The organism is Roseateles sp., assembly GCF_965229315.1.
Taxonomy (GTDB): Bacteria; Pseudomonadota; Gammaproteobacteria; order Burkholderiales; family Burkholderiaceae_C; genus Pelomonas.
This window is the reverse complement of sequence record NZ_CBDDJA010000002.1, coordinates 3122179-3134357: the sequence shown is the minus strand read 5'-3', so window position 1 is coordinate 3134357 and position 12179 is coordinate 3122179. Positions and strand designations below refer to the sequence as shown.

Annotated in this window: 10 protein-coding genes; 5 read left to right on the top strand and 5 right to left on the bottom strand. The window is 70.1% G+C overall.

Going from position 1 to position 12179, the window contains the following annotated elements; all coding sequences use genetic code 11:
• Positions 1–74 precede the first annotated feature (74 nt).
• From flhF to ACO07H_RS19350, 4 genes are all read left to right on the top strand, one after another.
• Complete coding sequence (gene flhF / locus ACO07H_RS19365; protein WP_422017146.1) at positions 75–1721, top strand: flagellar biosynthesis protein FlhF; 1647 nt, start codon at positions 75–77, stop codon at positions 1719–1721.
• A 46-nt stretch (positions 1722–1767) separates the two neighbouring features.
• Positions 1768–2547: a MinD/ParA family ATP-binding protein gene (locus ACO07H_RS19360; RefSeq protein ID WP_422017144.1), complete on the top strand. Its 780-nt coding sequence runs from the start codon at positions 1768–1770 to the stop codon at positions 2545–2547.
• A 98-nt stretch (positions 2548–2645) separates the two neighbouring features.
• Positions 2646–3359, top strand: coding sequence for an RNA polymerase sigma factor FliA (locus tag ACO07H_RS19355; RefSeq protein WP_422017142.1), 714 nt, complete (start codon positions 2646–2648; stop codon positions 3357–3359).
• A gap of 52 nt (positions 3360–3411) precedes the next feature.
• Positions 3412–4758 carry a methyl-accepting chemotaxis protein gene (locus ACO07H_RS19350; RefSeq protein ID WP_422017140.1) on the top strand — a complete coding sequence of 449 codons (1347 nt, stop codon included), beginning with the start codon at positions 3412–3414 and terminating at the stop codon, positions 4756–4758.
• 19 nt (positions 4759–4777) lie between these two features.
• On the opposite strand, the gene ACO07H_RS19345 is transcribed toward ACO07H_RS19350, so the two are convergent.
• Genes ACO07H_RS19345 through ACO07H_RS19330 form a run of 4 tightly spaced genes read right to left on the bottom strand, consistent with a single transcriptional unit; the run spans position 4778 to position 9925 of the window.
• Positions 4778–5461 carry a substrate-binding periplasmic protein gene (locus tag ACO07H_RS19345; protein WP_422017138.1) on the bottom strand — a complete coding sequence of 228 codons (684 nt, stop codon included), beginning with the start codon at positions 5459–5461 and terminating at the stop codon, positions 4778–4780.
• A complete protein-coding gene (locus ACO07H_RS19340) occupies positions 5458–7326 on the bottom strand; it encodes a GGDEF domain-containing protein (protein ID WP_422017136.1) in 1869 nt (622 codons plus the stop codon). Before ACO07H_RS19340 ends, ACO07H_RS19345 begins: the two co-directional genes overlap by 4 nt.
• Positions 7326–9548, bottom strand: coding sequence for a putative bifunctional diguanylate cyclase/phosphodiesterase (locus ACO07H_RS19335; protein WP_422017134.1), 2223 nt, complete (start codon positions 9546–9548; stop codon positions 7326–7328). The genes ACO07H_RS19340 and ACO07H_RS19335 overlap by 1 nt, the downstream gene beginning before the upstream one ends.
• Before the next feature lie 8 nt (positions 9549–9556).
• Entirely contained in the window at positions 9557–9925 is a 369-nt protein-coding gene (locus ACO07H_RS19330; RefSeq protein WP_422017132.1) for an Hpt domain-containing protein, read from the bottom strand.
• A gap of 142 nt (positions 9926–10067) precedes the next feature.
• Between ACO07H_RS19330 and ACO07H_RS19325 the strand changes: the two genes are divergently transcribed.
• The gene (locus ACO07H_RS19325) at positions 10068–11405 is read left to right on the top strand and encodes a sensor histidine kinase (protein WP_422017130.1); all 1338 of its coding nucleotides are present in this window, start codon (positions 10068–10070) and stop codon (positions 11403–11405) included.
• Positions 11406–11570: 165 nt separating this feature from the next.
• Here ACO07H_RS19325 and ACO07H_RS19320 read toward each other — a convergent pair whose 3' ends face one another.
• The gene (locus tag ACO07H_RS19320; protein WP_422017128.1) at positions 11571–12176 is read right to left on the bottom strand and encodes a response regulator; all 606 of its coding nucleotides are present in this window, start codon (positions 12174–12176) and stop codon (positions 11571–11573) included.
• Between the last annotated feature and the right edge of the window lie 3 nt (positions 12177–12179).

The window sequence follows — 12179 nt, the reverse complement described above, 5'->3', positions numbered from 1 at the left end:
CCCCACGCTCACATTTGTTCGCTGCCCCCCGAGGGGGCGTTCGCCTCCTTTGAGGCGGCTCGGCAGGAGGCTCCATGAACGTCCGCAAATTCACGGCCCGCACATCGCGCGAGGCGCTCGCGCTCGTCAAGCAGGCGTTCGGCAGTGACGCCGTCGTGCTGTCCAACAAATCCGTGCCCGGTGGCGTGGAGGTGCTGGCCATGGCACCCGAAGGCATGGGTCAGATCGAGCAGATGGCGGCCACCGCGCCGCGCACCGTGGCCCGCCCGCAGGTGCAGCAACCGGCCCAGGCCTCGGGCCGCGCCAGCTTCGCGGAGCGTGCGGATCGCCTGGAGCCGAGCTTCGGCAGCGCCGATGTGCAGGGCGACGCACAGGAGCTGGCGATGAGCACGCTGTCCTTCCAGGACTACGTGCGCGAACGCGTGCTGCGCCGCCGCCAGGCGGAACTGGCCGGCCAGCCCGACCCGGTGCCCGCAGCGCCCCGCGTGGCCCCGGCACCCGTGCAGCCTGCTGCCGTGTCGCTGGACGGCGCGCGTGCTCAGCGCGAACGCCGTGCCGCCGAGGCGCTGGCCGCACTGGCGCCCAAGCGTGCCGCGCCAGCGCCGGCCCAGCCCCAGCCGCGCCCGGCGCCGCCGGTGCTGCGCGACGAGATCCGCATCCCGACCGCGAACTCCGCGCGCCCGGTGCCGCGGCTCAGCGACGTCGGCGCCGCCGAACCCCTGCCGCTGCCCGGCCAGCCCAGCGCCAGCCAGCGCAACCAGATGGACATGGCGGCCGAGCTGCGCCAGATGCGCGGCCTGATCGAGGAGCGTTTCTCTTCGCTGGCCTTCATGGAGAAACTGCAGCGCCAGCCGGTGCAGGCGCGGCTGACGCAGAGGCTGCTGGAGCTGGGCTTCAGCCCGGCGCTGGTGCGCAAGCTGGCCGAGAGCTGCCCGTCCGACTTCAAGGCCGGTTCGCCCCATGACCCGGCCGACGAGACGGCCTGGTCCGCGCACGTGCTGTCGCGCAACCTGCAGACCGACGAGGCCGCTCCGGCCATCGAGGATCGCGGCGGCGTGTTCGCGCTGATCGGCTCCACCGGCGTGGGCAAGACGACGACGACCGCCAAGCTGGCAGCGCATTTCGCTACCAAGCACGGCGCGAGCCAGCTCGGCCTCATCACGCTGGATGCCTACCGCGTCGGTGCCCACGAGCAGCTGCGCGCCTACGGCCGCATCCTGGGCGTGCCGGTGCACACCGCGCACGACCGCGCCTCGCTGGACGACCTGCTGGACCTGCTGTCCAGCAAGAAGCTGGTGCTCATCGACACGGCCGGCACGGCTCAGCGCGACAGCCGCACGCAGGAGCTGCTGGAGATGCTGGCCCACCCCAGCATCCACAAGCTGCTCGTCATCAACGCGGCCCAGCAGGGCGAGACCATCGAGGACGTGGTGAGCGCCTGGAAGGGTGCCGCCTGCGAAGGTGTCGTGCTCAGCAAGATCGACGAGGCCGTCAAGCTCGCGCCGGCGCTGGACACGCTGATCCGCCACAAGCTCAAGGTGCTGGGCGTGGCCAATGGCCAGCGCGTGCCGGAGGACTGGCACCGCCTGCCCAGCGTGGCCCTGGTGCAGCGCGCGCTCAAGGGCGCCGCTTCGGGCGCCTGGCGCATGGACAGCACCGACGTGAACCTCATCTTTGCCGGCGGGCCGCTCGCCGACGCCGGCCTGCGGGCGATCCACTGATGCCGTTCACCATGCGTATTCCGCACTCACCGGACAAGGGGCAGCCATGATCCAGGATCAGGCCCACGGCCTGCGCCGTTTGTTCGCCGCATCCAACCAGCGTTTCGTGCCCGTCGTGAGCAACCCGCGCGTCATGGGCGCCGGTGCGCTGCTGGAAGGGCTGTGCGCGGCGTTTGCCGAGTTGAACCTGCAGACCCTGGTGGTCGACGCCGGCGAGCATTCGCCGCTGCCGTCGGAGCTGGCGCAGGTGGACCTGTCCAACTGCATCGAGCGGTTGTCGCCGCGCGTGTCCTATGTCGCCGCGCGCGGCCTGCCGCTGAGGCACACCAACGCCAGCGGCTCGGCCGCTTCCTTCCTGGAGGCCGTGGCCGAGGCCGCGCCCGACGCCGACGTCATCCTGCTGCATGCGCCGGCGGCCGAACTGGCCCGCGTCGTCGCGCTGCGCGAGGTGCGCCCGCTGCTGCTGGCGGATGCTGATCCTCACAGCGTCACCGAGGCCTATGCCGGCATGAAATGGCTGTCGCAGCGGGCCGGCCTGATGGTCTACAGTCTGCTGATGGCCTGCCACCCCCAGCTGCGCGTGGCCACCCGCATCGCGCAGCAGCTCCACGCGTGCGCCGACGGTTTCCTCGGCGCGGTGCTGCGCGACTGGGCCTGCCTGGACCCGAAAGCCTCCCACAACGCGCCCCTCACACCCGAGCTGCGCCACCTGGCGCGCGAGTTGCTGCTCGCGGCACCGCCGGGCGCGGCCATCGACGCCGCCTTCGACGCGACCCCGCTGCGCCCGGCGCGCACGGTGTCCCACCCCTTCATCGCAGCGCACTGAATCCCGCCGGAGACCATGATGCCCCCACGCTCACTGCGTTCGCTGCCCCCCGCGGGGGCGTATCAGCCCCTTCGGGCGGCCGTGCGGAGCTGATGACCATGTACACGCCCAAAGGCCGCCTCGACAACAGCACGCTGATCAAGCAGTACAGCCCGCTGGTCCGACGCCTGGCGCACCAGATGATTGCCAAGCTGCCGGCCAACGTGGAGGTGGATGACCTGATCCAGGTCGGCCTGATCGGGCTGACCGACGCGCTGTCGCGCTTCGACGCCGAGCAGGGCGTGCAGTTCGAGACCTTCGCGACGCAGCGCATCCGCGGCGCCATGCTCGACGAGCTGCGCGGCGGCGACTGGATGAGCCGCGGCACGCGCCGCCAGCAGCGCGAGATCGAGGTCGCGGTGCACAAGGTGGAACAGCGCCTGGGCCGCGCGCCCCACGAGGCGGAGATCGCCGCCGAGATGGGGCTGCCTTTGCTGGAGTACCAGGAGCTGCTGGGCAAGGTGCGCGGCACCCAGCTCGTCTACCTGGAGGACATGAGCGGCGCCGATGGCGACACGGACTACCTCGACCGCCACGTGGCCGACGAAGGTGCCAACCCGATGGCGCAGCTGCAGGACCACCGCATGCGCGAGGCGCTGGTCGCCGCCATCAAGAACCTGCCCGAGCGCGAGCAGTTCGTGATGAGCATGTACTACGAGCACGACATGAACCTCAAGGAAATCGCGGTCGTGCTCAAGGTCACGGAGTCCCGCGTCTGTCAATTGCACAGCCAGTCCATCGCGAGGTTGCGCGTTAAGCTGCGCGACTGGTGAATCGCGGGGCTGCACATGAGGTTGCCCCAGCCAACAAGCAGGGGACAAGCGCATGTTCAGATGGCCCAAAGCGGGCGGTTCGCCGCCCGCTGCTTCGAGCGAAGAGCCCAGCCGGCGCGATGACAGCGCGGCGCTGAACGTCGTCAAGCGCCTGTCGCGCTCGATCTCCACCGTGGGCAAGGACGCCGCCGAAGTGCGTGGCGCGCTGGAGGACACGCAGCGTGTCGTCCAGGCGCAGGGCCAGGCCATGCAGGCGCTTGCCCAGCAGCTCAACCAGATTGGCCAGGCCCAGGCTGCGATTGCCGACGCGACGGCGCAAAGCGCCGCGGCGGTGCAGCGCGCGCGTGTGGCGCTGGGCGGCGTGGGCGGCGAAGTGGTCGGCATGGCCACCACGCTGGCGCAGGTGTCCGACGCTGCCGCCGAGATCACGAAGATCTCCCTGCAAACCCGGCTCGTGGCCTTCAACGCGGCCGTCGAGGCCAAGCATGCAGGCGACGCGGGCCGCGGTTTCGCGGTCGTCGCCGAGGCCGTCAAGGCACTGGCCGGCCAGGTGGAGTCGTCGTCCAAGGCCATCGTCAGTGCCATCGCCACGCTGCAGGAGCGCATCGACCGCTTCAGCAACGAGCTGACCGAGAACCGTGACAAGCCCAGCCCCATCCATGCGGCCTTCCACGAGGTCGAGGCGGACGTGCAGCGCATTGCCGAGTCGGCCACGCAGAGCGGCCAGCAGATGAGCCTGCTCAACGAACGGGCCCGCGAGCTGGAGCGTGAAGTGCAGGAGGCCTCGCACGGCCTGAAGGTGGCATTCGACGGCAGTGACCGTTTCCTGCGCATGTCGGAAGACCTGGTCGAGCAGATCGCCGAGAGCGGCTTCGAGGTCGACGACATGCCGTTCATCCGCGCGGCGCAGGACGCGGCCGCAGAAATCGCCGCACTGCTGGAAGGCGCGCTGCAGGCCGGGCAGATCAGCGCGGCCGACCTGTTCGACCAGAACTACCGGCCCATCGAGGGCACGTCGCCGCAGCAGCACACCGCGCGCTTCTGCCAGCTCACGGACCGGATCTTTCCGCCCGTGCAGGAGAAGGTGCTGGGCTTCAGCGACAAGGTGGTCTTCTGCATCGCGGCCGACCGCAATGGCTACATCGCCACGCACAACCGCAAGTACTGCCAGCCGCAGCGGCCTGGTGAGACGGTCTGGAACACGGCCAACAGCCGCTACCGCCGCATCTTCAATGACCGCACGGGCCTGGCGTCGGCGCGCAACACGCGGCCCTTTCTGCTGCAGACCTATCGGCGCGACATGGGGGGCGGCCGTTTCGTCGTGCTGAAGGAAGCGACGGCGCCCATCATGGTCAACGGCAAGCACTGGGGCGGCCTGCGGCTGGCCTTCAACTTCTAAGCGCCGGGGCGGCCGACGTTCAGTTCCGCACGGACTGGCGGATTTCCTGGTTCAGCAGCGCCAGCCAGGCATCGGCCCTGGGGTGGCCTTTTGCAATGGCCATGTAGGTGGCCTTGACCTCCAGCGCCGGGCCCTTCCAGCGGATGCCTGTCGGCAGCGGGGCTTGCGTGGCGAGCAGGAATTCGAACGACGCGCGTTCCGAGAACACCGCCTCCACGCGTCCCATGGCCAGCATCTGCAGGGCCGGGTGCATGTCCACGACCGGGTTGAGCTGGTAGCGCCCGTCGGACAGCTCGGGCGGCAGGTAGGAGCTGCGCTGGAAGGCGATGCTGGCGTGCTCTGACAACGGCGCATTGCGGTCCGCGCGCACGAAGAAGCCGAGCTGCATGCGAGCCACCGGCAGCGAGTAGCGGAAGAGGGCGTCGCGCTCCTCGTTGCGCCACATCGTCATCAGCAGGCACTCGCCGTTCTTGGCCAAGGCATAGGCACGCGCCCAGGGCGCCTTGACGATCTGCATCGTCAGGCCGCCCGCGGCAAAGGCACGGCGCGCCAGCGCGGCCAGCGAGCCGCCGTCGGGCAGGTCCGCGCCCACGTAGGGAGGGAACTCGGTGAAGCAGACGGGCACGGAAGCCGGCTGCATGCGCGGCGACTGCGCCTGGGCTGCGGCCGCAACGAGGCCCAGCAGCAGCGCAGCGGCTTTCATTCCGCGATGCAAGCCCGGTTCTTGCCTGTGTGCTTGGCCTCGTACAGCGCCACGTCGGCGCGGTCCAGCGCCGCCTCCAGCGTCTCGCCCGGGCGGTACAGCGTCACGCCGGCGGAGAAGGTCACGAAGACATCCTTGCCGTCGTGTTTGAAGAGGGCGGCCGACAGCGAGCGCTGCAGCCGCACGAGCACGGCCTGGGCTTCGTCCAGCGGCGTGTCGGGCAGCATCAGCACGAACTCCTCGCCGCCGTAGCGCGCCACCATGTCGCCGGGGCGCAGCGAGGCCTGGGTGCGCTCGGCCAGCGACTTCAGCGCGATGTCGCCGGCATGGTGGCCCAGGCTGTCGTTGAGCTTCTTGAAGTTGTCGATGTCCAGCAGCGCCAGCGCCAGTTTCGGGTTCGGCGCCGACTCCCGCTCGGCCTTGGCCTGCTCGATGCCGAACGCGTTGATGAGGCCGCGGCGGTTGGCCACCTGCGTGAGCTGGTCGGTGTGCACTTCGCTGGACAGGCGGGTGAGTTCCTTCTCCAGCTCGTCCACACGCTGCGTCAGCGCCGCGGCGCGGTCGTGCTCCAGCGTGAGTCGCGCCTGCGTCTGTGCGACGAGTCCCTGCACGCTGCGGCTTTCCTCCACCATCTCGCGCACGGTGCCGGCCAGGCTTTCCAGCGAATCGGCCTGCTGGATGGCTTCGGCGTAGCGGCCCACGCTGCTCTGGAAACGGTCGGTGTGCTGGCCCAGTTCGCCCAGTTCGGACAGCATGCGCTGGATCAGGCCCTTGAGGGCGTCGCGTGCCTTGGAGCGTTCGTCGCGCAGCGTGCGCTGGCGGTCGCGTGTGCCGGCCAGCAGCTCCGAGACCGTGCGCACGCCGCGGCCCGACAGGCCTTGCGCCAGCGTGTTGTTCATCGCCTCGGCCTGGCCCTGGGCCCAGGAATCGTCCTCGGCCAGCTCCACGAGGCTGGCCGACAGCTCGCGGCACAGGCCGCCCATCTCGTCGAAGAGATGGCGGCGGTGGTCCAACAGGTGGCGGGCGCGCAGGCACAGCGATGCCATCTGCGCTGCCCGCTCGGGGGTGGCGCCGCCGCTGCTCAGCTCGGCCTGCGCGGCCTCAAGCTCGCTCATCAGCGCGTCGCCCTGCGCCGCCTCGGCCTGCGGCGATCGCAGCGCGTGGCGCACGGTGCTGTTGAGTTCTGCACCGACCTGCGGCCAGTGGGTCGGTGCTGCCGGCTCGGCAGGGGTGAGGGTCAGCAAGGGCGCCGGCACGGTATCGCGCACGCCGCGCTGGCTGACCTCGGCGAAACCGGAATCGGCGAACGCGCTGTCGGCGAAGAACTGGCTGGGCGTGCCGCCGTCGTCGTCGGTCTCGACGTCGCTGCCTTCGCTGTCCTTGTCCCAGCTCGCGATGAGCTGGGAGAGACGCCGCACGAGCTTCTGGCTGTCGCTGCGGCCCAGTTCCAGCACGCGGTTGACGCCATCCTTCTTGCGCGCCAACGTCCACTGCTTGCCACCGCGCTCCAGCCCGCGCATCAGGCGCTCGATGACCTGGACCAGCGCCTCGGCCTGGGCGCCGGGGCCGGCGGTGTCCAGCAGCTTGTCGACCTCGCGCAGCAGTTCGTCGTAGCGTTGCTCGCGCAGGGCCGTCTGCAGCTCCTGCCGCGCATTGCCGGAAGGCAGTGCCAGGCTGACGAGGCGGAACATCAACTGCTGCGCGCGCTCCGGCACGCCGTTGCCGTTGCCCGAGCCCTGGTTCTCGGTGCCGGCCTCGATGGCATAGGCGCGGCCGTAGTTCTCGGGCGTGGGCTCCAGCCGGGCCTGGGCCAGGCGTTGCAGAGCGGCCTTCGCCAACTGGGCCGGCGGGAGCTGCGAGCGCATCAGCGTTGCTGGCCGCGGGCCGCGTCAGTCGAACCGTCGGCCTGCGTGATCCACGGCGCCTTGCGCGGCAGCACGGTCTGGGCGATCCAGCGCTCCAGCTCGTCGGGCGGCAGCGGCTTGCTGAACAGGAAACCCTGCATCAACGAGCAGCCCAGGCGGTGCAGCACCTCCATCTGGCGCAGCGTCTCCACGCCCTCGGCGATGACGCGCAGGCCCAGGGCGCGCGCCAGCGCAATGATGGCGGTGACGACGGCCGAACTCTGCGGCGTGATGCCGAGGTCGCGCACGAAGGTGCGGTCGATCTTCACTTCCGAGATCGGCAGCGTCGTCAGGTAGGCGAGGGACGAGTAGCCGGTGCCGAAGTCGTCGATGGAGATCTCGACGCCGACTTCGTTCAGGCGGTGCAGCGACGGGATGACGTTCTGCAGGTCCTTCATCAGGTTGTTCTCGGTGATCTCGAGCTGGATGGACCGGTGCGGCACGCCGTAGGCGCTGACGCACTGGTGGATGTGCTCGACGAGATCGGTGCGCTCGAACAGCCGGCTGGGCAGGTTCACGGCGATGGAATCCGAGAAGCCGAACTGCAGCGACCACAGCTTGGCCTGGCGCGCGGCCTCCTTCAGCGCCCATTCCGACAGCGGGACGATGAGGCCGGTTTCCTCCGCCAGCGGGATGAAGTCGGCCGGCGGCACCAGCACGTTGCCGCGCTGCCAGCGCATCAGCGCCTCGGCGCCCACCATGCGGGCGCCGCGCACGTCGATCTTGGGCTGGTAGTGCAGCACGATCTCGTTTCGCTCCAGCGCCTTGTGCAACGCGCTTTCCAGCTCCAGCTTCTGCTTGCCGTGGCCGGCGAGCTGCGGCGAGTAGACGGCCGAGGCGTTGCGGCCCTGGCTCTTGACGGCGTACATGGCGACGTCGGAGTTGCGCAGCAGGTCGGCCATGGTCTGGCCGTCGCGCGGGTACAGCGCGATGCCGACGCTGGCCGTCACGAAGCATTCCTGCCCGCCCACGAAGATGGGTTCGCGCAGCGCATCCAGCACGCGCTGGGCCACGCGCTCGGCGTCGCGCTCGTCCGCCACCTCGGGCAGCAGGGCCACGAACTCGTCGCCACCCAGCCGGCCCACGGCCTCCAGGCCGCGGTGGCTGCGGTTGCCCGGGCCTTCCAGCACGCCCTCGAGGATCTGGTCGGAGTGGCGCACGCAGCTGCGCAGGCGACGGCCCACCTCGACGAGCAGCTCGTCGCCGGCGGCATGGCCCAGCGTGTCGTTGATGACCTTGAAGCGGTCCAGGTCGATCAGCAGCAGCCCCACCTCGTGGCCGCCGCGGCGTGCGCTTTCGATGGCGCGCTCGACGCGGTAGATGAGCTGGCGGCGGTTGGGCAGGCCGGTCAGCGAGTCGAAGTGCGCCAGCTGGCGGATGCGGTCTTCGGCCTGGCGGCGGTCGGTCACGTCCTGCAGGATGCCCGTGTAGCCGCTGACCGAACCCTGCTCGCTGAACTCCGGCTCTGCCTCGATGTGCACGACACGCTGGCGGCCGTCGGGCAGCGTCAGCGGCAGGTCGATGACGAGCACCGACGTGTGGGCGATGACGTCGCGCAGCAGGCGCAGGAAGATGTGGCGGTCGTCCACCGGCACCATGCGCATGACGCCGATGAAATCCAGCCGGTCCTGCGGGCCGCGGCCGAACACGCGCAGCCCCTCGGCCGAAATCGAGAAGCTGGTGTCCACGCCGCGCCACCACTCGAAGCTGCCCATGCGGGCCAGGTCCTGCGCGCGCGCCAGCTTGGCCTTGCTGCGCTCCAGCTCCAGCCGCGTGCGCGAGCTGCGCAGCAGGTAGCGCAGCCGCCCGTCCAGCAGGCTCCATTGCGACGACTTGACGAAGAAGTCCGTGGCGCCGGCCTGGTAGGCGCGGTTGATCGAGGCTTCGTCGTCCAGGCCGGTCAACATCAGCACGGGCAGGGATTCGAAGCCGGGCGTGGCGCGCAGCAGCGAGCAGGTCTCGAAGCCGTCCAGCTCGGGCATCAAGGCATCGAGCACGACGACGTCGGGCGTGCGCGTCGACAGCAGGTTGAGCGCATCACTGCCGCTGCCGGCCTCCGTCACCTCGAAGCCGCGTTCACGCAGCGCCGCGGCCGTCAGCAGCAGGTTGACCTCGTCATCGTCCACCAGCAGCACGCGCGGGCGCGGCGGCAGGTCGTCAAGGGCTTGACCGGTGGGCAGCATGAGACCTCTCAGAGCAGCGCGGCCAGGGCCGTCCGCACCTGTTGAATGTCGTCCAGCATAGCGTCCAGCTGGTCCGGCAGACCTTCCGCCTGCCCGTCGCGGGCCATGGTTTCGATGTCGGCGCAGCGCGCGGACAGCGCCATCGCGCCCAGGCTGGCCGACGAGGACTTCAGCGTGTGGCTGACATGGCGGATGGCGGCGAAGTCGGGCGGGCTGGCTTCGCGGGCGCGGTCAAGATCGGGCAACAAACGGTCCAGTGAGTTGGAGAAGGCGGTCACGACGCGCTGAAGCAGCTTGTTGCCGCCGCTCGGATCGAGCTCGCGCAGGCGACGGATCGCCTCGGCATCGAGCAGGGCTGCGGGTGGGGAGGCGGTCATGGGTGGCTGGACACTCGGTATCAGCACAAATGTATCTCGGGTGGGGCAGGGGGTCGGCGCGAAGAAATGCACAGATTCGGCACTGTGCACGCGATGGTGCATATGCACCTGGCAGGCGAAAACCGCTGCCTACAATGTCTGCATGAACAGCCTCAGCGACGACAGCGCGCTTGCGCGCCGCCTGAAGCGGCAGGTGCCGATGCGGATGCTGGTCCTGGGGCTGGCAGCCGTTTCACTGTTGATGTTGCTGCTCGGCACGTTGGTGATGATGGCGCTGATGCGGGTGTGGGGCGGCGAGGTCGGCCTCGTGCACGCGGCGCTGGTGCTGACGGCATTCTTCACCGGAGTCATGGTGCTGGTGGCCGCTGCACTCGGCTGGCATGCCGGCGTGCGCCTGACGCGCCAGCGCCTGGCCGAACCGCTGCGCGAGGCGCGCCAGCAGTGGCTGATGCAATCCCAGCTGCAGCGCGACTGGCAATGGGCCACGGACGCCAGCCACCACCTCGTGCGCTGGCAGGCGCCGCAGGGCGCGCCGGCTTCGAGCTGGGTCGGGGCCGGCGCGACCAACCAGCGGCTGTGGGAGCGCTTCGAGGCCGCCGAGCCGGCGGCGCAACTGCGCGAGCGGCTGGACGCCTGCCAACCGTTTGCGGAACTGCTGCTGGGAGCTGCCGATGGCGACGCCCGCTGGTGGCTTCGTGGCCTGCCCTGCATCGATTCGCAAGGCCGTTTCGCCGGCTATGTGGGCACGGCGCGTCCCGAGGGCGAGCCGCTGGCGGCGCCGGCCGGCGCCACCGCAGCGGTCCAGCCCGACCTGGCCGCCGAGCATGAGTCGTTCAGCTACACCGTGTCGCATGACCTGCGCGCGCCGCTGCGCGTCGTCGAGGGTTTCGCGCGCATCCTCAAGGAAGACTACGGCGCCCGGCTGGACCGCGTCGGCAACGACCACCTGGACCGTGTCATGGGCGCTGCGGCGCGCATGAACAGCATGATCGATGCGCTGCTGTCGCTCAGCCAGCTCACCACGCGGCCCCTGGCGCGCCAGCCCGTCAACCTGTCGCAGCAGGCCGGCTATGTGATGGAGGAGCTGTGCCGCGCCGCGCCGCATCGCGAGCTGGCACTGACCATCGAGCCCGACCTGCAGGTGCAGGGGGACCCGACCCTGCTGCGCATGGTGCTGGAGAACCTGCTGGGCAACGCCTGGAAGTACAGCGCCAAGGTCGAGCACCCCGAGATCCGTTTCCAGAGTGCGGAGCAGAACGGGCGGCGCGTGTTCGTCGTGTCGGACAACGGCGCGGGTTTCGACATGCGTTTTGCCGAACGGCTGTTCGGCGTCTTCCAGCGGCTGCACAGCGCCAGCGACTTCCAGGGCACGGGCGTCGGCCTGGCGCTCGTGCGGCGCATCGTGCGCCGCCATGGCGGCGACATCTGGGCCGAATCCGCGGTGGGCGAGGGCGCCCGCTTCTACTTCACGTTGAACTGAAGCCCTCGGCCAACGATGACCTGGGCCGGTCCTCGCTGAGGGGCCGGCGATGCTTGCCGGCACGACCCGCCATCACATCCGGCCATCACATCGCCAGCGCAGGCCGGCTTGGGAGCGGCCGGGTGCTCGGCCCGCAGCGAGGCGCCACGGCCGCCGGGTGAGTGGTCAGCGCTGCTGCCCGGGTCGCGCGAGCAATTCGACCGCATCGACGACGCGTCGCGCCTGCTCGGGCAGGCTGTGGCCGTCGGCGGCGGCCAGGCTCGTCAGGCGGGCGAGGGCTTCGTCGCGCGGCAGCGAGTAGCGGTGCATCAGCACGCCCACGGCCATCGAGGTGGGGTCCAGCACCGTGGGCAGCTCGGAAGGCTCGGCCGCCGGCTTGGCCGGGGCCGGCGCCGCGGCGGGGGTGGCGGTGCGCGCAAACGCTGCCTCGACGGCCGGCACGATCTGCGAGATGTCCAGCGGCTTGACGAGGTAGGCCACCGCGCCCAGTTCCTTGACCTTGGCGACCGTCGCCTCGTCGGCGAACGCGGACAGGAACATGAAGGGCGTCTGCAGGTACTCGCGCAGGTACGCCGCCACGTCGAAGCCGGTCAGGCCTTCCATGCGGATGTCCAGCAGCGCCAGCTCGGGCCGGTGTTCGCGGGCGAGGAGGATCGCGTCGTCGCCGTTGTCGGCGTCGATGACCTCAAAGCCGGCCTGCGTGAGCCCATAGCTCAGCGTCGCCAACACCAATCGGTCGTCGTCGACGACCAGGACTTTGCCCTTGCTCACCGT